Annotated in this window: 18 protein-coding genes; 8 read left to right on the forward strand and 10 right to left on the reverse strand. The window is 67.5% G+C overall.

The window, feature by feature from the left end:
* Window positions 1-2: 2 nt before the first annotated feature.
* Both F0U63_RS44290 and F0U63_RS44295 read left to right on the forward strand, forming a co-directional pair.
* On the forward strand, window positions 3-1,049 hold the full coding sequence (locus F0U63_RS44290) for a hypothetical protein (protein ID WP_395840653.1): 1,047 nt from the start codon (window positions 3-5) through the stop codon (window positions 1,047-1,049).
* 83 nt (window positions 1,050-1,132) lie between these two features.
* On the forward strand, window positions 1,133-1,648 hold the full coding sequence (locus tag F0U63_RS44295) for a hypothetical protein (protein WP_395840655.1): 516 nt from the start codon (window positions 1,133-1,135) through the stop codon (window positions 1,646-1,648).
* An 87-nt stretch (window positions 1,649-1,735) separates the two neighbouring features.
* Here the strand turns inward: F0U63_RS44295 and metK are convergent, their stop codons facing one another.
* A complete protein-coding gene (metK, locus tag F0U63_RS44300) occupies window positions 1,736-2,938 on the reverse strand; it encodes a methionine adenosyltransferase (protein WP_395840657.1) in 1,203 nt (400 codons plus the stop codon).
* Window positions 2,939-3,167: 229 nt separating this feature from the next.
* Here metK and F0U63_RS44305 point away from each other — a divergent pair, with 229 nt between their 5' ends.
* Together F0U63_RS44305 and F0U63_RS44310 are read left to right on the forward strand one after the other, a co-directional pair.
* A complete protein-coding gene (locus tag F0U63_RS44305; RefSeq protein WP_395840659.1) occupies window positions 3,168-3,746 on the forward strand; it encodes an ABC transporter substrate-binding protein in 579 nt (192 codons plus the stop codon).
* Window positions 3,747-3,890: 144 nt separating this feature from the next.
* Entirely contained in the window at window positions 3,891-6,542 is a 2,652-nt protein-coding gene (locus F0U63_RS44310; protein ID WP_395840661.1) for an RND family transporter, read from the forward strand.
* A 72-nt stretch (window positions 6,543-6,614) separates the two neighbouring features.
* Here the strand turns inward: F0U63_RS44310 and ureG are convergent, their stop codons facing one another.
* The 9 genes from ureG to F0U63_RS44355 form a co-directional block, all read right to left on the reverse strand.
* Window positions 6,615-7,352 (reverse strand): urease accessory protein UreG, encoded by a 738-nt coding sequence (ureG, locus tag F0U63_RS44315; RefSeq protein ID WP_395840663.1) that lies wholly within the window; start codon window positions 7,350-7,352, stop codon window positions 6,615-6,617.
* Window positions 7,353-7,360: 8 nt separating this feature from the next.
* Window positions 7,361-8,023, reverse strand: coding sequence for an urease accessory protein UreF (locus F0U63_RS44320; protein ID WP_395840666.1), 663 nt, complete (start codon window positions 8,021-8,023; stop codon window positions 7,361-7,363).
* 14 nt (window positions 8,024-8,037) lie between these two features.
* Window positions 8,038-9,759 carry an urease subunit alpha gene (ureC, locus tag F0U63_RS44325; protein ID WP_395840669.1) on the reverse strand — a complete coding sequence of 574 codons (1,722 nt, stop codon included), beginning with the start codon at window positions 9,757-9,759 and terminating at the stop codon, window positions 8,038-8,040.
* The gene (ureA, locus tag F0U63_RS44330; protein ID WP_395840672.1) at window positions 9,756-10,532 is read right to left on the reverse strand and encodes an urease subunit gamma; all 777 of its coding nucleotides are present in this window, start codon (window positions 10,530-10,532) and stop codon (window positions 9,756-9,758) included. The genes ureC and ureA overlap by 4 nt, the downstream gene beginning before the upstream one ends.
* Window positions 10,533-10,615: 83 nt before the next feature.
* On the reverse strand, window positions 10,616-11,479 hold the full coding sequence (locus F0U63_RS44335; RefSeq protein ID WP_395840675.1) for an urease accessory protein UreD: 864 nt from the start codon (window positions 11,477-11,479) through the stop codon (window positions 10,616-10,618).
* Window positions 11,480-11,581: 102 nt separating this feature from the next.
* Entirely contained in the window at window positions 11,582-12,553 is a 972-nt protein-coding gene (locus F0U63_RS44340) for a hypothetical protein (RefSeq protein WP_395840677.1), read from the reverse strand.
* Between the two features lie 71 nt (window positions 12,554-12,624).
* Window positions 12,625-13,458: a hypothetical protein gene (locus tag F0U63_RS44345; protein WP_395840679.1), complete on the reverse strand. Its 834-nt coding sequence runs from the start codon at window positions 13,456-13,458 to the stop codon at window positions 12,625-12,627.
* Window positions 13,459-13,616: 158 nt separating this feature from the next.
* Window positions 13,617-15,254, reverse strand: a complete 1,638-nt coding sequence (locus F0U63_RS44350) for a cell division protein FtsK (RefSeq protein ID WP_395840682.1) — start codon at window positions 15,252-15,254, stop codon at window positions 13,617-13,619.
* A 98-nt stretch (window positions 15,255-15,352) separates the two neighbouring features.
* On the reverse strand, window positions 15,353-16,780 hold the full coding sequence (locus tag F0U63_RS44355; RefSeq protein WP_395840685.1) for an MFS transporter: 1,428 nt from the start codon (window positions 16,778-16,780) through the stop codon (window positions 15,353-15,355).
* Window positions 16,781-17,211: 431 nt separating this feature from the next.
* On the opposite strand from F0U63_RS44355, the gene F0U63_RS44360 reads away from it, so the two are divergent.
* From F0U63_RS44360 to F0U63_RS44375, 4 genes are all read left to right on the forward strand, one after another.
* A complete protein-coding gene (locus tag F0U63_RS44360) occupies window positions 17,212-19,623 on the forward strand; it encodes a glycoside hydrolase family 6 protein (RefSeq protein WP_395840687.1) in 2,412 nt (803 codons plus the stop codon).
* Between the two features lie 260 nt (window positions 19,624-19,883).
* A complete protein-coding gene (locus F0U63_RS44365) occupies window positions 19,884-21,308 on the forward strand; it encodes a hypothetical protein (protein WP_395840690.1) in 1,425 nt (474 codons plus the stop codon).
* Between the two features lie 143 nt (window positions 21,309-21,451).
* Window positions 21,452-22,672 (forward strand): cytochrome P450, encoded by a 1,221-nt coding sequence (locus F0U63_RS44370; RefSeq protein ID WP_395840693.1) that lies wholly within the window; start codon window positions 21,452-21,454, stop codon window positions 22,670-22,672.
* Window positions 22,673-22,844: 172 nt separating this feature from the next.
* Window positions 22,845-24,131: a sigma 54-interacting transcriptional regulator gene (locus tag F0U63_RS44375; RefSeq protein ID WP_395840696.1), complete on the forward strand. Its 1,287-nt coding sequence runs from the start codon at window positions 22,845-22,847 to the stop codon at window positions 24,129-24,131.
* The last annotated feature ends 29 nt before the right edge of the window (window positions 24,132-24,160 follow it).

The raw sequence follows: 24,160 nt of genomic DNA on the forward strand, positions 1-24,160 counted from the left end.
CCATGCGCGCGTTGGGACTGATTCTCGTCGCCACCCTGGGGAGCGGCTGCATCATCGAGCCGCCGGACCTGATCCGATTGGACGGAGGGGACGAGTGGCCCGATGGGGGCAAACGTCCGACCTCGGACGGTGGCTTCGACATCAACTGGGACGGCGGCCTCGGCGGGGGAGGTGGCGGGGGAGGAGGCGGCTGGGACGGCGGAGCCTGGGACGCGGGCTCCGGGCCACGGGCGACCTTCCCGGGCAGCGGCACGAACGGAGACCGTGGGACGGGCGTGCTCTGGCTGGTGCGCATCGACCGGAGCACGGCGAATCTGGCCGCTTCGTATGGCTCGCTCATCGAGACGATGACCCAGCAGCTCAAGGCCCAGGGCTTCGACATCCGGAGAACGGCCGTGGGCTCGCTCTACGAGCCGCGGCTGTTCTCGGGCAACGAGAGCGCGACCCCGTCCGCCGCGAGCGTGCAGTCCCTGCTGGAGAGCGCGGCCAACTACAACGGCACGGCCCCCACGGGTTGCAGCAGCCAGTACCTGCTGTCGCTCGGAGTCCGGCTCAGCGAGGCGCAGGCGCCGTCTGGCTCCCGTCCCTTCGCGGACCCGCTCAGCGCCCTGCTCGTGGTGATGATCGACCATGGGAGCCATCCGCAAGACTACGGCCCCGGTTGTGACCCGGCCGCGATGACCCCGGCGAAGCGGTTCGCCACCGGGCCTGGCTGGCTCAACATCGGCAGTCCCGCCACCTCCGCTTGGAGCCTGCCCCGTGCCCAGACGCGCTTCCTCTTCGTCTCCACGTCGGAGAACGAGAGCTACACGCAGCTGCGCGAGCGCTGCGCGAGCATGAGCACCTTCCCCCGGATCGGACTCGATGCGATCAGCCCCTCGGAGCACCCCTTCTACGAGCCCTTCAGCGCCGAGCTGAGCACCTTCCAGCCCGGACTGGGGACGCGGATCGACCTGTGCCAGGCCGTGGCGCGGGACTGGGCGGGCTTCTCGCGCGGCTTCGCGAAGGACTGGGCCCAATTGCTGAGCCTGCCCGCCGACCAGAGATGAGAGCACGGGGCGCACCGCGAAGGGCCGGGCCGGTGGCGGGGGGAGTCCGCGCCGCCTGGCGTCCGCGCGGAGCGCCCCGAGGAGTGGCCGCACGTGGGGCCAGGAGGCGTCCACCCGCGCCCCGGCCCGCGCGGCGCTGGCGGTGGGGTCTCGCGGCGCTGCTCCTGCTGTTCATGCTCTTCTGGCTGTGGCCCTCCGCGCCCGAGCCCGTGCCCCCACCGGTGGCCGTGCCCGAGGCGCCGCCGCCGCCCCCCGTCGTCACGCGGCCGGTGGTGAAGAAGAAGCCGGCGCCCAAGCCCGCCCCTCCACCGCCGGCGGCGCCCATGTCCTCGCAGCGGGCGCTGCTGCGCCGGGCCATGGAGGCACGAGCCCCGGACCTGCGCGTCTGTCCCCTGCCCCCCGGAGCGCCCACGACGTTGGGGGCGAGGATCCGCGTGGCGCGTGGGGGAGCCACGAAGTCGGTCGCCTTCGCGTCCGGACAGCGTCTGCCCCGGGAGCTGGCCGAGTGCCTTCGCCAGCGCCTGCTCCAGTGGGAGTTCTCGGACGTGGGCCTGGGCTCGGACGTGGAGATCTTCGTCGACTTCGCGCTCGGCGGGTGACGGCCCCTCCCCCCGGAAAGCAAAACGCGCGTGGACCACCAGGGGCCCACGCGCGTTCAGGCGCTGGATGCGCTCAGCGGCGCGACGTCAGACGGCCGCCTTGAGGCGGGTGCTCGCGGCGGCCACCGGCGCCGACGCCGAGAGGCCCACGAAATCGCGCAGGGCGTCCTTCTTGTCGATGCGCTCCCAGGTGAACTCCTTCTCCGCGCGGCCGAAGTGACCGTACGCGGCGGTCTTCTGGTAGATGGGGCGCAGCAGATCCAGGTGCTCGGTGATCTCACGCGGCCTGAGGCCGAACGTCTGCTTGATGGCGGCGACGATCTTCTCCTCGGGCACGTTGGCCGTGCCGAAGGTCTCCACCAGGACGCTCACGGGCTCGGCCACGCCGATGGCGTAGGAGACCTGCACCTCGCAGCGGCGCGCCAGGCCCGCGGCCACCACGTTCTTGGCGATGTAGCGGCCCATGTACGCGGCCGAGCGGTCCACCTTGGACGGGTCCTTGCCCGAGAAGGCGCCGCCACCGTGACGGCCCATGCCGCCGTAGGTGTCCACGATGATCTTCCGGCCCGTCACGCCCGAGTCGCCCATGGGACCGCCGATGACGAAGCGCCCGGTGGGGTTGATGTAGATCTTCGTCTTGGCGTCGATGAGCTTCTTGGGGAGCGCCTTGGCGATGACGTCCTCGCGGATGGCCTCGTGGATCTTCTTGTTGGAGATGTCGTCCGAGTGCTGCGTGGACACCACCACCGCGTCGATGCGCGCCGGGCGGCCACCGCGGTACTCGACGGTGACCTGGCTCTTGCCGTCCGGACGCAGCCAGTTGTGCGTCTTGCGGCGCACGTCCGCCAGGCGCTTGGTGAGCGCGTGGGCGTAGTGGATGGGGGCCGGCATGAACTCCGGCGTCTCGTCACAGGCGAAGCCGAACATCATGCCCTGGTCGCCCGCGCCCTGCTCCTTCTTGTTGTCCACGCCGCGCGCGATGTCCTGGCTCTGCCCCTCGATGGCCACCATGACGCCGCAGGTGTTGCCGTCATAGCCCATGGAGCTGTCCGTGTAGCCGATGCGGCAGATGGTGCTGCGGACGATCTTCGGGATGTCGACGTAACAGTTGGTGGTCACCTCACCCGCGACGATCGCTAGACCCGTCTTCACCAGGGTCTCCACGGCCACGCGGCCCTGGGGATCCTTGGAGAGGATGGCGTCCAACACCCCGTCGGAGATCTGGTCGGCGATCTTGTCCGGGTGCCCTTCGGTGACGGATTCGGAGGTGAACAGGTAGTCAGTCGGCATGGGTTCTTCTTGGGTTGACGGGCAGGGAAAGCGTGAAAACGGGGCACACTAGACTTGAGGGTTCAGGAGAGTCAAACCCCGATCCGCCCCTGGAAAATTCATCCATTGCTGCCACCGGCCAGGCAGGCCCCCGGCTGTGTCCACCGGCGGAAAGCCCTCTGAATTTCATCCCCGGCCTTCCGTTCCTCTCTGGGCTAGTAGAGACCGCTCCTCAACTGGAAGGAACCTCATGAACACTCGACTTCGCTCCCTGACCCTCCTGGCCTCTCTCGTGCTCTGCATGCCCGCGCTCGCCGCGCCGCCCAACGAGGCCGTGGCCAAGCCCGTGAAGACGGTCGTCCAGTCCGTGCGCCTGAGCAAGGACGACCTGGCGCTCAAGCAGTTGGCCGACGAGGAGATGGGCCGCTTCCTGCTCGGCGACGACTGGGCCAAGGGCACCGACACCCAGCGCAAGGAGTTCACCAGGCTCTTCCACAGCCTCTTCGCGAAGATTGCCTTCCCCAAGGTGCGCGAGAACTTCAAGAACCTGCAGTCCATCACCTACGACGCGCCCACGGTGGAAGGGGACAAGGGCAACGTGAGCTCGCTCGTCATCATCAACCACCCGATGAAGAAGCAGGAGATGAAGCTGAAGTACGCGGTGGTGAAGGACGCGAACGCCTGGAAGGTGCTCGACGTGTTCGTGCTCGGCGACTCCATGCTCACCGGCATCCGCGATGACCAGGTGCGCCCCATCTTCCAGCAGGGCGGGTGGGACCACCTGCTCGACATGATGCGCAAGAAGGACGCGGAACTGTCCAAGAAGTAGCACTCAGCCACGAGGCCCGGAGTTTATTCCCACTCCGGGTCCTGGCCCCGGGCCCCAGGGCACCCCGGAGAGCGGCTGGACGGGCGACAGGGGCCCTCGCCGCGCTTCTGGTGGGGGCGGTTCTCCGATAGGGTCCGCGGCCGCATGAGTGACTCGACCCACAAGCCGCCGCGCCTCGCCCTCGCCTATGCCAGCCTGCTGGTCCGCAGGCCCGGGCTCGTTCTCCTGGTCATCGCCGCGTTGTTCGCCGTGTGCCTGTGGGGAACCACGAAGCTGACCATCAACTCCAACCAGCTCGACCTCATCGACCAGGGCCTGCCCGAGGTCAAGGAGGTCAAGCGCATCATCGACATGATCGGTGGCAGCGGCCACCTGATGCTCGCGCTGCGCGGAGACGACGAGGCCACGCTCAAGAAGGTCGCGGACAACCTCGGCGCCCAGCTGCTGGCGGACAAGCAGAACGTGCGCTCCGTCACCTGGAAGCTGCCCGTCGAGTTCATCCAGCAGAACATGGCCCTGTTCATCAAGACGGAGGATCTGGTCGAGGGCAAGCGCCGCATCATGGCCTTCCTCAAGGATCAGATCCGCCGCGCCAACCCCTTCTTCATCGAGATCCAGAAGACCGAGCCGGTGAAGCTCGAGATGACGGACCTGGTGAACAAGTACGGCAGCGTCGGCAAGAAGAGCATCCGGGATGACTACAACATCTCGAACGACAAGAAGATGATCATGATGCTCATCAAGCCGATGTGGGACTCCAACGAGCTGGGCAAGTCCCGGGCGTACATCGAGGAGCTGCGCCAGAAGCTCGCGGCCTACTCGACCCAGCCGGGCTCCGACGGGGTGAAGCTCGTGGAGGACTACGAGCTGATGGGCAACAAGCAGACGGTGGCCTATGGCTTCACGGGCTCCTACAAGACGGCGGTGGATGATTCCTACGCCATCGAGGAGTCGCTCCAGCCGGTGACGCTGCTGGCGTTCGCGGCCATCTTCATCATCACCATCTTCGCCTTCCGCAAGTGGGTGCCCACCATCATCGTGGCGAGCGGTACCGTGGTCGGCACCATCATCACCATGGGCTTCACCTACGTGACCGTGGGCGAGCTGAACATGATCACCAGCATCCTCGGTGGTTTGCTCATGGGCTTCGGCATCGACTACGGCATCCACTTCATCTTCCGCACCCGGCTGGAGCTGGGCCAGGGCAAGCGGTACGACCAGGCCATCCGCGACGCGGTGGTGAACGCGGGCCGGCCCGCGCTGGTGGCCGCGGTGGTGACGTCCGGCTCGTTCTTCGTGCTCATGGTCAGCGAGTTCCGCGGCTTCAGCCAGTTCGGCTTCCTGGCCGGCTGCGGCACCTTCATCATCGGCGTGCTGCTCTTCGCGTGGAGCCCCGCGCTGCTGTCCATCGCGGGCCGCATCAACCCGGAGCTGCCGCGCAAGCTCATCGGCGAGATGAAGCCCCCGGCGCTCAACAGCAAGTCGGGCCAGGAGCTGCGCGTGCCCAAGCCGGGACTCGTGCTCGGCATCAGCACCGTCGTCGTGCTCGCCCTGTGCGCCTGCGCCATCAACTGGACGGAGCAGGAGATTCCCCTCGACCGCCCCACCACCCTGTGGGAGCGCATCAAGGGGGGCGTGCGCTTCAACTACAACAGCCGCGCGCTCATCCCCGAGGGCCAGCCGTCCGTGCGGCTGCAGGATGAAATCACCAAGCGCTTCAATATCTCCGCGGACCCCATCGCCGTCTATTCCAAGACGCTGGAGGAGGCGAAGGCCATCTACGAGGAGCTCACCCAGCACCCGGACAAGTACAACACCGTGGATCAGGTGGTGAGCATCTACACCTTCGTGCCGCCGCCCGAGACGGCGGCCGCCAACGCGAAGATCCTCCAGGAGTGGAAGGAGGAACTCAAGGACATCGACGTGAACGCGCTGCCGCCCGAGACCCAGGACAAGGCGGCGCTGTTCATGAAGATGCTGGAGGCCCGGCCCTTCGACGTGCACGGCGTGCCGGCCAACTACCGCGAGCAGTTCGTCCACCTGCCGGAGACGAAGCCGGAGAACCACGGCTACCTCACGTTCATCTACCCGGCCGTGGACCTGTGGGACGGCAAGAAGATGCTCGACTTCGCGGACCAGACGAGCTCCATCCCCACGCCGGAAATCAAGGACGCGTCGGGCAAGGTGATCGCCCCGGCGGAGATCCACCGGGCCGCGGGTGCGGCGCCGCTGTTCGCGCGGCTGGCGCGCATCGTGCTCGCCGACGGCAAGCTGGCGGTGTTCCTGGTGACGCTGTGGATTCTCTTCATGCACTTCCTGGACTTCCGCAGCGTGTCGCTGGCACTCGCCTCGGTCATCCCGCTCACGGTGGGTCTGGCGATGATGCTCGGCATCATGTCGCTGGCGGACATCCACCTGAACTTCATGAACATCATCATCCTGCCCATCCTCCTGGGCTTCGGGGTGAGCCACGGCCTGTACCTGTTGCACCGCTTCCTCGAGGGCACCTCGCCCATGGTGGCGCTGCGCAGCGTGGGCGCCGCGGTGGCCTCGTCCACGCTGACGACGGCCGCGGGCTTCGCCGCCCTGCTCGTCGCCAGCCACAACGGCCTGAAGTCCATGGGACTCGTGGCGTGCATCGGCCTCATCACCACGCTCATCGTGTCCTTCACGGTGCTCGCCGCGGTGATGCAGGTGATGTGGGATCGCCGCGCGAGTCAGCGGGCCGCGAGTGCTTCGGGCGCCCCCAGCGCTCCGTCCTCCGGCAAGTCGGACACGCCGGAGCACGCCGCCTGAGCAGCCCGAAGGCGGGAAGCTGAAGGTGGAGCCGGAAGCACCTGTCCGGCTCCACCCGTACCGCCCCGGCGCTCAGCTCCGGGACGCCGGCCCGGTGGCCTTGCGCCACGCGCCGATGATGTGGTCGATGACCGACTGGAGCCCCACGCCCTTGGTCACCTGGGTGAAGACGAAGGGCCCGTCGCCACGCATCTTCCGGGCATCTCGCTCCATGACGGCCAGGTCCGCGCCCACGTGCGGCGCGAGATCCGTCTTGTTGATGATGAGCAGGTCCGACTGGGTGATGCCCGGCCCGCCCTTGCGCGGCACCTTGTCCCCGCCCGCCACGTCGATGACGTAGATGGTGTAGTCGGCCAGCTCGCGGCTGTACTGCGCCGCCAGGTTGTCGCCACCGCTCTCCACGATGAGCAGCTCCGGCTTGAGCTGCTCCATCAGCTCCTCCAGGGCGAGCAGGTTGTGGCTGATGTCCTCGCGGATGGCCGCGTGGGGGCAGCCGCCCGTCTCCACCGCCTTGATGCGCTCGGGCGACAGGGCCTGGTTGCGTACGAGGAACTCGGCGTCCTCCTTGGTGAAGATGTCGTTGGTCACCACGCCCAGGCGGTAGTTGTCGCGCAGCGCCCGGCACAGGGCCAGCACCAGCGCCGTCTTGCCGCTGCCCACCGGCCCGCCAATGCCGATGGTGAAGGAGCGCTCGGAGAAGTCGGCGCGATGGGGCTTGTCGCGCTCGTGGAAGTGCCCGGGATGATCCCACTCCTCGTGCGTGTGATCAGCGTCGTCCTGGCCGTGGCCACGGTGTTCGTCGTCGTGCATGGTTCACCTCAAGAGAGAAAGAGCCGCGAGTACAACCGGTCATGCGTGGAGCCGAGCAGATCCAACAACGGTGACGTCTGGGCGAGCGCCTCCAGGCCCAGCCCGCCACAGGTGGCGAGCACCTCGTCGAGCAGCGGGGTGAGCTGGTGCTGGAGCTGGTGGGACTCGTGCGTGCCGACGATTCCCATGCGCACCGCCGCGGACAGCGCGCCCCGGAGCGACAAGGACAAGAGGAGCTGCTGGGCCTCGAGCAGCTCCACCTCCAGCACGCGCAGCACCGCGCCGAAGAGGGGCGCGTGGTGGAAGCGCACCCCGGCCCCGCGCGCGGAGTGGCGCAGGGGGCCCACCTGCTCGGGGAAGATGCGCGCGCAGGTGTCCAGGAAGGCCCGGCCCTGGGTGCGGCTCGCCCGGTTGGCCACGTGGTTGGTGAGGAACGCCTCCACCCGCGCGTCCACCGCCGCCACCTGGGAGGGCTCGCGGTGAGCGGCGCCCAGCGCGGGCAGGGCGCCCTGCCCCACCTGCCAGAGCAGCTCCCGCGCGAAGCGCTCCAGCCCCTCGCGGCCGCGCACCTCGCCGTGCTGCACCGCCGCCTCCAGTCCCCCCGAGTGCGCGAAGCCCCCGGTGGGAAAGCCCGAATCCGCCAGCTGCAACACCCTCCAGGAAGAGCCCATGGCGCGCTCGAGCCTCAGAACAGCGAGTAGAGCTGTCCCAGGGGAAGCCAGCCAGCGGGCTCGCAGTGGAGGAGCTGCTCCTGGATGTACACCTTGAAGTCGTCCGTGCTCACGCGCAGATCAGGCGGCAGGAAGTCGTTGAGCTTCATGTCTCGCTTGCCGATTCCCCGGCACCGGCGCACCGCGGACAGCTGCTTGGACAGACCCAATCCCCGTACCAGTCCCTCGTCCAGGGAACGCGCCGACACGAAGGCGATGCTCGTGGCCCCCAGGGCCCGTCCCCGCGCGCCGAACATGGGCCGCATGTAGTTGGGCTGAGGCGTGGGGATGGCCGCGCCCGGGTCTCCCATCTGCGACCAGGCGACGAACCCTCCCTTGAGCACCAGTTCCGGGCGGATCCCGAAGAAGGCGGGCTTCCACAGCACCAGGTCCGCCAGCTTTCCCGGCTCCACCGAGCCCACCTCATGGGACATGCCGTGAGCAATGGCGGGGTTGATGGTGTACTTGGCCACGTAGCGGCGGATGCGGAAGTTGTCGTTGTAGCCCTGCTCCTCGGGCAGGGGGCCGCGCTGCTCGCGCATCTTGTGGGCCGTCTGCCACGTGCGGCTGATGACCTCGCCCACCCGGCCCATCGCCTGGCTGTCCGAGGAGATCATGCTGATGGCGCCCAGGTCGTTGAGGATGTCCTCCGCGGCGATCGTCCCCTCGCGGATACGGCTGTTGGCGAACGCCATGTCCTCCTTGATTTCTTTTTTCAGGTGGTGGCACACCATGAGCATGTCCAGGTGCTCATCCAGCGTGTTCACCGTGAACGGGCGCGTGGGGTTCGTCGAGCTGGGCAGGACATGGGGGGCGGCGCACACCCGGATGATGTCGGGCGCATGCCCGCCGCCCGCGCCTTCCGAGTGGTAGGTGTGGATCGTGCGGTCCTTGAAGGCGGCCAGGGAGTCGTCCACGGAGCCGGACTCGTTCAACGTGTCCGTGTGGATGGTGACCTGGACGTCCTCCTGCTCGGCCACCGACAAGCACGCGTCGATGGCCGCCGGAGAAGAACCCCAGTCCTCGTGCAGCTTCAGACCCACGGCGCCCGCGCCAATCTGCTCCCACAGGCCCTCGGGGCTGGACGTGTTGCCCTTGCCGGTGATGCCGATGTTGAGCGGCAACGTGTCCGTGGCCTCCAACATCCGCAAGATGTTCCACATCCCGGGCGTGCAGGTGGTGGCCTTGCTGCCCGTGGCGGGCCCCGTTCCTCCACCCACCCAGGTGGTGACACCGCTGGCGATCGCCTCATCCGCCTGCTGCGGGCAGATGAAGTGGATGTGCGTGTCGATGCCGCCCGCCGTGACGATGTGCCCCTCGCCGGCGATGACCTCGGTGGTCACGCCCACCACCAGACCTGGGGTCACCCCCGCCATCACGTCCGGGTTGCCCGCCTTGCCAATGCCGCGGATGCGTCCCGCCTTGATGCCGATGTCCGCCTTGTAGATGCCCGTCCAATCGATGATGAGGGCATTGGTGATGACGCAGTCCAGCGCCTCGGCGTTGCTCGCGCCCACCTGCTGCCCCATGCCCTCGCGCAGCACCTTGCCGCCGCCGAAGACACACTCGTCTCCGTAGACGGTGTGGTCGTGCTCCACCTGCGCCAGCAACCCCGTGTTCCCCAGCCGGACCTTGTCACCCCTGGTGGGACCGTACAGGACGGCATAATCGGCGCGATTGATCGTCTTCGTGCTCATGTCTCCTCCTGGTCCTTGTGACCGAAGTTCCGCGCGAGCACCTGCGCCATGGCCCGCTCCGCGTTCTCCGCGGACAGGGGACCGGAGGCCAGTGCATTGCCACCTCGAATCACCTGTGCTCCGGCGATCCTCACCAGCGGAACCGTCTTGACCTCATCCTTTTCGAAGCGCACCGCCGTGCCCGCCGGGATGTTCAACCGCCGGCCGTACGCCTTTCGTCGATCGAAGACGAGCTCCCGGTTCGTCTCGATGAAGTGGTAGTGGCTGCCCACCTGGATGGGACGATCACCCGTGTTGGTGACCTCCAGTTCGACGACGTCGCGGCCCTCGTTGAGCACCAGCTCACCGGGTTGCACGATCAGCTGGCCCGGCGTCTCCATCACCGTGGGCAACACATCAGGGAAGAGCGAGAGCGGTGGCACGGGAAGGAAGCTGCCGTGGAGTGCCAGCTCGAGGTCACCGTGATGCTTCGCGATGGGATTCGACACCGTCACCAGCTTGCAACCATCCGGGAAGGTGCCTTCCACCTGCACATCCGCGATCATCTCCGGTACGCCAGCCATCACTTGCGCGCGGCCCAGCAGGCACGCTCCCAGGTCCATCAACTCTTCCACGCTGTGCTTGCCGTCGCGGATGAACTCCAGGAGCTGGGTGGAGATGAGCGCCACCGCTTCGGGGTAGTTGAGCCGTAAGCCCCGAGCCAGACGCTTCTGGGCCAGGAAGCCCGCTCCATGCAACAGCAGCTTGTCGATGTCACGCGGTGACAGGTGCATGTGTCTCCTTCTGCGATGCTTCGTGGGCACGGGCCCATCCGACGAATCGGACTTCTACCATGACACACCGCGTGAGTGCCCCATCATCCGTGATGGGCCCAGGGATTGTCTCCCAGCATGGGGGGAAGGAAAGACAACCAATCCAGGGCTGAGTGCTGCAAGAGCTCGGGAGAGACGGCGGCGGCCCGGAGCACCAACCCATCGGGACCGAGCGGACTGGCGGAGCAGACGAGCCCGGCGCGCGGGGTGATGGGCAGTGCCCCCAGTCCGCTGGCGAGCGACTCACGGGCGGACGCACACGCGGGGCCCACCAGCAGCACGGTCCCAATCGCATCGAAACGGCCGAGCCGTTCGGAGATCGCTCCCTGGGCGGGATCGAGCAGCCAACACTCGTCGAACAACGCGCGCCCTTCCCGGTGGACGCGCAGCGCGGAGGAGAAGCGCGAGAAGGTCCAACGCTCGCCAGTGGCCTTGCGTCCGGTGGTGACGAGTTCCATCAGGACGAGCGAGGCCCCTGGGGCGAGCTGGATGTCCAGCCGCTGCTCGTATCGGGCGCCCGTGTAACACGTGGTGGGGTCCGGCACCCAGGCGAGCAGCGCCCCCTCGCCCACCCTGGCGACGACCTCACTCCTGCAACCATGCGGCGAGCGGTAGACACGGGTGTGGCCCCGGCTCGACAGGAGCGCGGAGGCCCCCTCGGCCACGTCCAGATCCATGGTGAGGTGGTCCCCATCCACCAGCCCATCCCCCAGCAGGCTGGTGTAGACCCAGGCGGCATGGCCGTGATTGCGCGGCGTCAACAAGCGAACCGGGCTTTTCGCCCGGGCACGGCTCACGATGGTGCGCTTGCCCACCCGCTCGAAAGCGAGCCGTGCCTGGCCCGCGCGTCCGGGCAGGATCGCCACATCGGGAGGGGACTGCTCGCTCGACATCTGAAAGGCACGCATGAGGGAGACCTACTCGAAATCCCCGGCGCGAACCATGGGTACACGGCTACGCCGCCGGCCGCGCTCTGGAACGCACCAACCCTCGCCAGTGCACCTCGCGCCCTACGAATCGTCTGACACCTTCAGCGGCTTCACGGAACCAACCAACCGGGACAGGTTGCGCCGCAGGCGGAAGGCGAGGAGGGGCAACAGCCCAATCCAGGCCGCAGCGAGCAGCGAGGCCCCCATCACCTCGCGTCCGTCTGGGCACCGGGCCCATTCGTTGCTGAGTTGGATTCCCTTGACGCCGCACACGTGCAGCGACACCACGTCCTTCAGCGGGTCGAACAAGTGGGGAGCGAACGCCGAGAACATCATCACGCCGCCGAACGCGAAAAAGAACCAGATCTGGTCCTCCGTCTTGAGACCCGCGATGGGCGCCACGGGCATGGACGGCGCGGCGGCCGGGGGAGTCGACACCGCGCGTCCCTGCTGCCTGCGGCGCAGCGCCTGGGCGAAGGCGAGCAGCGGCACCGCATCCGCGGGGGAGCTCGGCTCGAAGGCGACTTCGAGCAGGTCATCATTCCACCGCAGCCAGCGCATCCGGTGCGCCTGGAGGAAGGCGAGGTCCTCGGGCGAGGGAAAGGCAGTACCACTCGGCCAGCGCGGCAGCTCGCCGCCCTGGGCGAAGCACGAGAACGTCGCGTCGAACCGGGCCTCGCCCGTGCGCACACGCGGCACGGGCGGCAACGGACCCAGGAGCGGTTCGACGAGGTCGGGAGGAATCATCAACAGCCCCCCTCCGGGCAGTGGCACCTTCAACCGGGAGCTGCTCGCCCCACTCACCCGCTCGGAGTCCGCCCCGGGCGGAAGCAGGCCTTCGACGAAGCCCTCCAGCTCGACCTCCGACTTCTCGACGGGCTTCGCGACCCACCGGAGCTTGTCGTGGTCCGCGAGCTTGACGCCATGCTGGGCGAATACGTCCTGGGTGTCGCGCAGCCACGCGTCCCACCGCCTGCTCCGGATTACCGCCACGACCACGAGCGCGACGATGAGGAGGAGGCACGCGGCCCGTGCGAGTTCAACCGTAGTCATGTCCAGTCCCATGTTCGGGTCCGCATTCTAGCGGCGAGGGAGCCAGACGACTCGTGTCACGCGACTCCCCCTCAGTCGGGGAGGGCCGGCGCGAGTCCCAGGACCCGCGCCGTGGCCAGCACGTCTCCCCGGCACTGCTTGAATGCTCGGAGGAAGGTGTTCACGGTGCTCCGAGGACTGTCGAGGGGAGTGCGGCGGCTCTTCAAGGGCTCGCCCTGGGGGCCCCAGATGGCGGCGAGGAACGGCAGCACGTCATGCGCGCCCAGGAGCAATCGGACCGGGGGCGGGGCGGCATTCAGCCGGCTCGGGATGCGGCACCTGGGGACGCACGTGCAATGCCAACCCTTCAACTCCTCGCGGTGGTGGATGAGATGGCGTGCCTTGAGCCATTGGTTGAAAAGGCGGTGTCCGCCTGGAGCATGCAGCAAGGAATGAAGAAGTGTGGCTTGTTCTCCCCGATCGAGCAGGAAGGAGCGTGGGTGGCTCGAACGCCGAGCCTTCCACCGTTCGAATTCTTCCAGGGATTGGAACTCCTCACGCTCCCGGATGTGCACCAACGCATGCTCTCCAATGAGACCCCGAGGCACGAGGGCGCGGATGTGGCTCAGCCGGCTCTCCCGGGAAATGGACCGGGCGCGAGCGGTGGCCCAGCGGATGAAGGGGGCGACCTTGTCCCCCGAGCGCCGGTGCCTCATCAATTGGCGGATCTCCACGACGGGTTGCGCGTCGAAACCAGCGCGCTCGTCGAACGACTCGGGATCGCGGACAAGCCGATTCATCTCCACGCGGAAGTGACGGCGATGGGCGCGGTGGATGGCGGCCCTCCCAGCACGTGCGGCTTCCCGGTTGACCGACGGCAACAGGGAGCGGGCCATCTCCCGCGCCTTTTCCTCTCCATGCACCATGACACCCTCCGGGCGGGCAGGGACGGAGCAGAGCTCGGGCCGCTGACAACACGACTCGGCCGCCGGAGCGAATGAATTCTCGCCGACCCGACAGGGAGCGGGAATGCTCCGGGACGCACCGTCCGGGCTGCCAGTTCGCGCGTTAGCCCTGGGGCAAATCAGGGCACGGTGTAGAGGCCGACCACGTTCGGATCGAGCGTGGAGCTGGAGAGACGGATGCCGGTGGCGGCGCCGATGCTCGTGGAGTTGGTGACGCCCAGGTCCGCCAGCGAGAACGTGACGGCGCCCAGCTTCGACTGCACCGTGCCCGGGGGACTGCCGGTGACGCTCGCGACGCCGCTCGTGTAGTTGATCGTCGCCAGCGCGTTCGACGTGTTGCCCGCGGCCGAGGCGGTGAACTGACTCGCGACCAGGGAGAGCGAGAACGAGCCGACCCGATTGTTCGACGCATCGATCAGCGTGACGACGGTGTCATCGCCCACCGTGCCGGAGGCGAGGGCGCTCTCGACGATGAAGAAGCGCGTCTTCGCGGAGAAGGCCGTGCCGAACTGGAAGTTGCCCGCGCCCAGGTTGTTCGCGCCGTCATTCACGGTGAGGCCCGAGGCAGCCGCCTGGGCGCTCGCGGGCGTCGAGCCCCGTGAGTTGGGCGTGTTGGTCCCCGTGATGCCACTGGCCGTCGCGCCGAGGAGGTTCGTGAAGGTGCCCTCCGACGTGGTGAGGGAGCTCAACTGCGCATTGCCGGTGAGGTTGGCCGGAGTGCCGGTCGTCACCGAGCCCGTGAAGCTCGCCCGGGTCGCGGGCAGGGGCTGGGACACGGGAGAGCCGATGGGATCGGGCAACGTGGCGCTCTCGTAGGCGATGCGGTTGAGGTTGGAGGCATCGGTCGCGCCAATGCCCAGCTCGGCCGCCGCGCTGCCCGCGCCGACGGACAGGTTGCGCGGATCCCCTCCGGTGATCTTCGCGTACAGCACCGCCGCCGCGAGGTAGCTGCCGTACTTGCTCGCATGGCGGTTGTCCGAGGTGCTCCAGAGCTTGAAGGTCCCCGCGGAAGTTCCATTGGAGGGATCCGCCAGACCCTGCTCGACCGCGCGCAGGAACCCGTCGCCCACCCGGGCCACGCCCGTGAAGTCGAAATCGTCATACGCCTTGAAGTACGCGGTGCGCAGGTCGCTCTGCATGGCTTGCAGACCCGCGGTGCCGCTCGGATAGCCCTGGGCCGACACCGAGGTGGGCGAAGCCCAGGTCTCGTACAGGAACAGACGGGCCGACGGGTTGGCCTTCAATACGAGGTTGCGCAGATCATTGGAGGCGGTGAAGAAGGCCTCGGGACTGCCCCCTCGGGCCGTGGGCAGGGGACGCGTGCTGTTCTCCTGCAGGACGACGGTGTTCCAGGCGCGGCCGATGATCGCGGCCTTCGTGGCGTAATGCCCGCTGAGGGTCTCTCCGCTGACCGTCTCGAGGGTGACGTCGTACGACAGGCCGGCCTGGACGGTCAGCTTCTTGAAGATGCCCGGCACACCGCCCTGCCCCGAGTTGTTGGCATCGATGACCGCACCCTTGTTGTACGAGTAGACCGGCTCCTCGTGGCCGTGGGTGAAGCTGTTGCCTACGAAGAGGATGCTGCCCTGGGCTCCGGCCGCCGCCTCCTGGGTCCCCGTGCTCTCCTCTTGCTCCAGCTCCGGGCCGCCAGCGCAACCGACACTGGCCGCGAGGAGCGTCATGGCCGCGAGCCCCAGGACTCGTGTACGGCGGGGGTGAACCACCAGGAACGACTCATCCGGTCGGGTGCGGCGCATGACGTTCTCCTCCTCGAGGCCACGAGCTCGTGACCATCACTTTCCTGGACGAGAACATCCTTTTTTTCAAGGAAAACAGGATAAAACGGCAGTATTCCTCATCCCTCACGGAGATGGCGGTCCTGGGCATTCTGGCCGGTCAACCGGAACGCCGCCCAGCCGCCGATCAGCGCCAGCGGGATGACGCTGGCGAACACCCAGATGGACGCCGCTTGCGCGGTGTGTACCGTCAGGCCCGACGAGAAGCCCACCACGTTCGCCGCCGCGCCCGAGATCGCCGCGCCGGCCGAGGCACCCGTCTGGCGGATGGCGATGGTGGCCGACGTGCCCATCGCGCGCTCCTCGTCCGACAGCGCCGCCATGATCCGGCGGGTCATGAAGCTCCAGGAGAAACCGAAGGCCGCCCCCAGCAGCGCGCCCCCCACCAGCACCCAGGCGAGGGCTCCGCCCCCCATGAACCCGGTGAGGATCACCAGGCTGAGTACCAGACAGACCGCGCCCAGGCGCACCCAGAAGGCCTCCCAGCGCTCACCCGCGGACGCCACCGCGAAAGCGGCCAGGGTCCAGGCGATCGACTCCACGCCAATCACATAGCCCGCCCACAGCGGCGACATTCCTCGCAGCGTCTGCAGGATGGCCGGCCCGTAGACGGCGAAGCCCATCGACGCGGCCGTCATCCAGAACATGGCCGAATAGCCCGCGCCCACCACGGTGCGGACATCACCCGCCTGGCGCGGCAACAGCCGGACCCTCGCGCGGGCGTCGATGCGCAGCACCAGGCCGAGCAGCGCGACGCCCGCCGCCACCAGGCCCAGCGCCGTCCAGGGATGCCGGATGACATCGGCCACGGCGATGGCGCCGACCCCGAGGGTGAGCACCACGAGCTGCGTCCACGGAATGCCCGCGCCGCCAGTGGGTTGGGCCGAGCCGCGCAGCAGCCAGAGCGCCGCCGCGCTGAAGGCCAGGGCCTGCACGGCGAACAGCCAGAACACGCCGCGCCAGGCGCCCGCTTGCGCGAAGAGCCCGCCGACCAACGGCCCCAACACCGTGGCGACCCCCCACACCCCGGAAATGGACGCGAACACCCGGGCGAGGTGCCGCTCCGGAAACAGCAGGGCCACGGCCACCATGGAGAAGCCCGACACCCATCCACAGCTCATCCCCTGCACCACGCGTCCCGCCAGGAAGAGCCCCACATCGGGCGCGACCGCGCTCATGACGCAACCAGCCATACACACCAGCCCCGCCAACGCGCTGGCCCGGCGCAGGCCAAACAGCTCCGCGAGCCGCCCGGCGCTCGCCCCAGCCAGGATCGCACCCACCAGGAACCCAGCCACCGACCAGCTGAAATAGGCATAGCCGCCCAGGTCCGCGCCCACGCTCGGCATGATGGTGGCGGTGACCAGCGCATCGGCGGCGTTCAACCAGACGCCCAGGCAGATCAGCGCGAAACGGGGCAGCCTCCCCTCGGCCAGCAGATCTCCCCAACCCTTCGAACCCTTCCCCACCTCGTGCATCGCGGCCATCTAGCCGACGCCGTCCGCCAGCGCGAGCCCGGTGTCGCTGACACGATTCGGCGCGCTCGGCCCGCAATCCTTGACGCCTTGCGTTGAAATGAAGATGACAACGTTACGACGCGCTTGGCCATCCAGCGGACAGGGGAGGGACCTCCGGCAATCCTTGACGCCTCGCGTTGAAAACGCAGGCGTTCTCAACGCCTGTGAATACAAGAAAAATGGCCTGTTGCCACGAGTCAGCGAATTTCCCGCGATAGACGGATGAAAGCGTTCTGATTCGCTCCCGCTTCAGACACGAGCATCCGCTCTGTTCATCCACGGACAGGTTGCAATCAAAACGTTTTCATCGTATGAGCTTTTCGGCTTTTAATCGTTTTTCGCGACGGAAACGTATTCCACGTTTTCTGACTTTACTGCAACATTTCATCAGGAGGGAACGCATGCAACAAAGGCATTCCAACATCCGCGGCATGGCGCTGAAGTCCCTGGCATTCCTGCAAGTGGCGCTCTGTGGAGGAGTCGCCTCCGCTCAGACGCATGTGGACAACCCGTTCGAGAGCGCGAGCGCCTACATCAATCCCGACTACGCGGCGCAGGTCGACAGCTCGATCGCCAAGACGACCGACAGCACGCTGGCCGCGAAGATGCGCACGGTCAAAACGTATCCGACCTATGTCTGGCTGGACCGCATCGCGGCGATTCACGGCGGCACCGCGAACGGCGGCCGCAAGAGCCTGCGTGACCACCTCGACCTGGCGCTGGCCCAGAAGAAGGCCGGCCAGCCCATCACCGCGAGCTTCGTCATCTACGACATGCCAGGGCGCGACTGCCATGCGCTGGCGTCCAACGGCGAGCTGCCGCTGACGGCGGAGGGCCTGCAGCGCTACAAGACGGAGTACATCGACCCCATCACGGCCATCTTCGCCGATCCGAAGTACAAGGACATCCGGATCGTCACGGCGCTCGAGCCGGACGGCCTGCCCAACCTGGTGACCAACCTGCAGGACCCGGCGTGCGCCCAGGCCAACTCCAGTGGCATCTACGTGGCGGCCGCGCAGTACGCCATGAACAAGCTGCACGCCATCCCCAACGTCTACATCTACATGGACCTCGGCCACTCGGGCTGGCTGGGCTGGGATGACAACCGTCAGAAGACCATCGCGCTCTACACCTCCGTGGTGGGTGCGACGACGGCGGGGCTGTCCAGCGTGGATGGCTTCGTGACCAACACGGCCAACTACACGCCGCTCGCGGAGCCGAACCTGGTGAACCCGAACGTGACCGTGGGCGGGCAGCCGCTCCGTTCGGCGAAGTACTACGAGTGGAACCCCAACTTCGACGAGACCGACTTCGCGGCCTCCCTCTACACCGGCTTCACGGGTGCGGGCTGGCCGGCCAGCATCGGCTTCCTCATCGACACCTCGCGCAACGGCTGGGGTGGACCCAACCGGCCGACGGGCGCCTACGGCACCACGGTCGACGCGTACGCCGACTCCGGTCGCATCGATCGGCGCGCCCACCGCGGCCTCTGGTGCAACCAGGCCGGGACCGGCATGGGAATGCCGCCCCAGTCGACTCCGGCTGGCTATAGCGCTTCTCACCTGGATGCCTTCGTCTGGGTCAAGCCGCCCGGCGATTCGGACGGCGCGAGCAAGCTCATCCCGAACGACGAGGGCAAGGGCGCCGACCCGATGTGCGACCCGGACTTCACCACGATGTACAACACGAAGACCAACGCCCTGCCGAACGCGCCGCTGTCTGGCCACTGGTTCCACGAGCAGTTCACGATGCTGGTGCAGAACGCCTATCCCTCCATCCCGCTGACCGCCGGAGACAATGACCCGGCCTCTGCGCCCACGGGCCTGACCGCCACCCCGGGCAACAAGCAGGTGACGATCGGCTGGAGCGCTTCGCTCGGCGCGACGAGCTACACCGTCAAGCGGGGCACCGCCAGCACCGGACCGTTCGCGACGGTGGCCTCCGTCACGGGGACGAGCTACACCAACACCGGCCTGACCAATGGCACCCCCTATTACTTCGTGGTCAGCGCGTCCAACGCCAAGGGTGAGAGCCCCAACAGCAGCGTGGTCTCCGCGACTCCGGCCGAGCAGGTCCTCTCCGCGCCCTCCAGCCTGACCGCGGCGGCGGCCGGCTCCAGCCAGATCTCCCTGGGCTGGACGGGCTCCGCCAACGCCACCGGCTACAACATCTATCACTCCACCTCGCCGAGCGTGGCCCTCACCGCGGCGAACCGGGTGGGCACCAGCTCCACCACCAGCTTCACCCACACGAGCCTGCTGCCTGGCACGACCCACTACTACAAGGTGACGGCCTCCAACGCCGCCCTCGAGTCGGCCGGGTCGAACGAGGCCTCCGCCACGACGCAGGCCGCCAGCGTGGGCGCCCTCTCCGCCCTCTACCGCGACGGGAACAACAACTCCCCGACCACCAACCAGTTCCGCCCCCACCTCCGGGTGAAGAACGGCGGCACCACGTCGGTCAGCCTGGCGGACGTCAAGGTCCGCTACTACATCTCGCTGGACGGCGCGGCCGGCCTCCAGATCAACTGCGATTGGGCCCTCGCGGGCTGCTCGACCATGAGCTTCCAGTCCGGGCAGCTCTCCGCTCCGCGGCCTGGCGCCACCCACTACATCGAGGTCAGCTTCCTCGGCGGCACCCTGGCGGCCGGCCAGGACACGGGTGACATCCAGCTGCGCGTGAACAACACGTCCTGGTCGAACTTCAACGAGGCGGATGACTACTCGTTCATTGCCGGGCAGACGGCCTATGGCGACAACAGCCACATCACCGTCTACCGCAACGGCACGCTGGCGGGTGGTCTCGAGCCGTAGCCAGTTGACTGTTTGAACTCCGAGCCCTCGGCCCTCATCCGGCCGGGGGCTTTTTGTTTTTCCCGCGGCCCGAGAATTCATCACAACTCGTCTCATCCGACTGACACGATTCGTCTTGTGGCACTTCATCCCTCATTTCATGATTAATCCGGTTAATCTTGGGAAAACGTTTGACCTCGGGTTCCGTCTCTTGGTAATAGAGAAATCATTCCAGGGAGCGATTCCAGGGATTGAGTCATCTCGGATTGGAGAGGGTTTCCATGAACATTCATGTCAAGGGGATGTGCAGCCTTTCGATGGCCTTGGGTCTGGCGTTTTCCGCCATCCCCGCCACGGATGCCCGGGCCGCCGGAATCACTGACTACAACCTCACGGGGTTCTCCGCTGGCAACACCGGTGGTGGCGAGCTCAGCGAGTCGGACACCGCTCGCTACAAGAAGGTCTACACCGCGACGGAGCTCGCCCAGGCATTGAAGAAGGGCTCGGGCGTCAAGGTCGTGGAGATCATGAATGATCTCAACCTGGGCTGGAACGAGCTCCCCTCCGCGGCCAAGGTCTCACCCTTCTCCGCCCACAACGCGGCGTCGACCCATCCCGTGCTCCTGCAGTCGGGGGTCAGCAAGATCAACGTGGATGGCTTCAACGGGCTGACCATCTTCTCGGCCAACGGCGCCAGGCTCAAGCATGTCGCCATCACGATCAAGCGCAGCTCGAACGTCATCATCCGCAACCTGGAGTTCGATGAGCTGTGGGAGTGGGACGAGAAGACCAAGGGCGACTACGACTCCAACGACTGGGACTACCTGACGCTGGAGGAGAGCAGCAAGGTCTGGATCGACCACTGCACCTTCAACAAGGCCTACGATGGCCTCGTCGACTCGAAGAAGGGCACCTCGGGCGTGACCATTTCCTGGTCCACGTTCAAGGGGGATGACGGCAGCTCGACGAGCTTCGTGGCCAGGCAGTTCGATGCGCTCGAGGCGAACAAGTCCGCCTACCCGATGTACAACTACCTGCGCAGCAGCTCGGTGGGTCTGAGCAAGCAGGACATCATCGCGGTCGCGGGCGCGCAGAAGAAGGGCCACCTGGTCGGCTCGACGGAATTCGCCTCGGACAACCCGAACCTCTCCATCACGCTGCATCACAACTACTACAAGGACATCCAGGACCGAATGCCCCGCCTGCGCGGCGGCAACGCGCACGCCTACAACATCGTCATGGACAGCGCGGGAGCCTGGGCCGCCAAGTCGAAGATCACCTCGGCCATGGCCACCGCCATCTCCTCCAAGGGCTACCACTTCACCGTGACGAGCAACGGCGCGATCTCCACGGAAGGCGGCGCCGTCCTGGTCGAGAAGTCGCAGATCATCGATGTGCAGTACCCGGTGCGCAACAACCAGACGGACCCCGAGGATGCAAGCTATACGGGGAAGATCCGCGCCGTCGACACGATCGACTCCCTCAATGGGGTGACCTTCCGGGGAAGCAGCGACGCCTCCGGCAGCCCGCTCAGCCCGGTACCCGCGGACGTGAAGGCCTTCTCCTGGAACGGCTTCTCCACCCTGCCCTACAGCTATACGCCGGAGGATCCGTCGACCATCAAGAGCCGGCTGACGGCCGCCGACGGAGCGGGCGCTGGGAAGCTCACCTGGACGAAGAGCCAGTGGCTGAAGACCAGCTACTAACGCGAAGCCCAAGCACAAACGGGCAGCTCTGAAATTCCCCGGGGGGGTGAGGAGGCCAGGAGAGCCCTCCCTCGCCCCCTGTCGCGTTCCAGGCCTTCGGGCTAGCCTCCCAGGCTGTCTCGCCAGACAGTCCTGGAGGAACGATGAGCGCGGACGCCGATATCGATTTGATGAGCGAGAGCTTCTTCGCCAATCCCTTCCCCACCTTCGAGCGGTTGCGCGCCCAGCGGCCCGTCTACTTCTTCGAACCCTTCCAGTGCTTCATCCTCACGCGTGGCGCCGACATCGAGGCGTTCACCAGGAGCCCGTGCTTCTCCTCGCGGCGCGCGGACGCGCTGTTCGGAAGCATGGGGATGCTGGGGGAGGATGAGGCGACGAAGAAGATGATCTCGGTCTGGTCGCGGCTCGTCTTCTTCCAGGATCCTCCCCGCCACACGCTGCTGCGCCAGCTCGTCATGAAGGGCTTCACGCCCGCGGCGATCGAGCACTTCCGGCCCCGGCTCGTGTCGCTCGTGGAGCGGGCCCTGGAGAAGGGACGGCGTCAGGGGGAGATGGACGTCGTCGCGGACTTCGCCGAGCCCATCGCCCTCAACACCATCGCCGAGCTGTTCGCGCTCCCCGAAGCGGACCGGCCGCGGTTCATGGACTGGTCGAGGGACCTGCTCAAGCCCGCGGGCGCGGGGGTCGGCTCGGACGAGGCGAGGAACGCCGTGCGGCGCACCACCAACGACATGGTGGACTACCTGGCGGACCTCGTCGAGCAGCGCCGGGCGGCGCCCGGAGACGATCTCATCAGCCAGCTCATCGCGGGAGAGCAGGGCAATTCCCAGCTCGCGGGCGAGGCCGTCATCCAGTCCTTCCAGATGATTGGCGCCGGCTTCGTCACGTCGACGAACCAGCTCTCCAACACGGTGCTCGCGCTGCTGCGTCACCCCGAGCAGTTGCGTGCCTTGAGGCAGAACCCGGGACTCATCCGGGGCGCCATCGAGGAGGGCCTGCGCCATGAACCGGCCGTCATGTCCATCAACCGGGTGTGCGTGGAGGACACGGAGCTCGGCGGCACGAGGATTCCCAAGGGGCGGATCGTCTACGCGATGGTCGCCGCGGCCAACCGCGATCCCTCCATCTTCCCCGACCCGGAGCGCTTCGATCTCACCCGCGCGCCCAACCGGCACATGACCTTCGGGGTCGGCGCCCACTACTGCCCGGGGGCCTCCCTCGTCCGGCTCGAGGTCGAGGAAGCCCTGCGCGCCCTGCTCACGCTGCCACACTGGGAGCTCACCGACAGGCCCTACGACTACCAGGGCTCCAACTTCAATGATCGCGGGCCCAGCTCGCTGCACCTGCGCTTTGCGCGGCAGTGAGGGTGATTGCCACGTCCTCACCCGGGGGCGATAGTGCCCCCACGAACCGCCGGGTGCCCGCACCGTGTCTCCTGACGACGACACACTGTCCGATCTCCAGGGGGAGTCGCGGGAACCTGTCGCTCCCCCGCGGCCCTTGCTCGTGGTAGCCTTGGAGTGTGACCGGCCCCTGGTGCCGCCCTCCCTGCACTGGCTGGAGGCGTTCGATGAGATCCAGGTGGGCCGAGGTCCCTTGCGCGCGTGGAGCCGCCAGCTCCACGAGGGCAGGCGGCTGTTGTTGCTCCAACTGCCGGACCGGCGGATCTCCCGGGAGCATGCCCGGTTCATCCGGGCCGGCGGACAGTGGATGCTCGAGGATGTGAAGTCCAAGAACGGGCTGCTGGTCAACGACGAGCCGCGCACCCGGGGCTGGCTCGCGGATGGAGACCTGATCGAGCTCGGTCATACCTTCCTGCTGTTCCGCGAGCTGGCCGCGCCCGGGACCCCGCCCCCCGCGGCGCCAGAGCTGGACACGCCCGTGCCCGGGTTCGCCACGCTGAGCCCCGGGCTGACCGGAGAGCTGGCGAAGCTGGCCCGCGTGGCGAGGACGCCCGTGCCGGTGATGGTGGAGGGCGAGACGGGAACGGGCAAGGAGCTGCTCGCACGCGCCTACCACACGCTCTCGGGCCGGAGCGGGCAGTTCGTGGCGGTCAACTGCGGAGCCCTGCCGGACACGCTCGTGCAGTCCGAGCTGTTCGGCTACCGCAAGGGCGCCTTCTCGGGTGCCACCGAGGATCGCCCCGGGCTCATCCGGAGCGCCCACGGCGGCACGCTGTTCCTCGACGAGATTGGCGAGCTGCCGCTGGTCTCCCAGGCGTCGCTCCTGCGCGTCCTCCAGGAGGGTGAGGTGCTGCCGGTGGGGGGAACACGGCCCGTCGCGGTGGACCTGCGCGTCATCGCCGCGACGAACCGGGACCTGGGGCGCATGGTGAGCGAGGGCACCTTCCGGAGCGATCTGCTCGCGCGGCTGTCGGGGCTCCAGCTCCGGGTGCCGCCGTTGCGCGAGCGGCCGGAGGATCTGGGGCTGCTCGTCGCGCACCTGCTGGGCCGGAGCACCCCCCCGGGAGCCCCGGGGCCCTCGCTGACCCCCAAGGCCGCGCGGGCCCTCTTCCGCCACGACTGGCCGCGCAACGTGCGCGAGCTCGAGCACGGCCTGGCCCTGGCCGTGGCGCTCTCCCCCGAGCGCATCGACCTGGAGCACCTGCCCGCCGAACTCCGCGAGGAAGCACCGCGGCGGATACCCGGGGACGAGGCGCCCAGACCCTCGACCCCGGAGGGCGAGCGGAATGGGCTGCTCGCCCTGCTGCGCGAGCACCGGGGGAACATCAGCCGGATGGCCCAGGCGCTCAACACCTCGCGGGCCCAGGTGCACCGGCTGCTCAAGCGGCACGGGCTGGCACCAGGCGACTTCCGTTCCTGACCCTCTCGCGGCAGCAACGACAAGAACCT

It is taken from the genome of Cystobacter fuscus (assembly GCF_044360685.1).
Lineage (GTDB): Bacteria > Myxococcota > Myxococcia > Myxococcales > Myxococcaceae > Cystobacter > Cystobacter fuscus_C.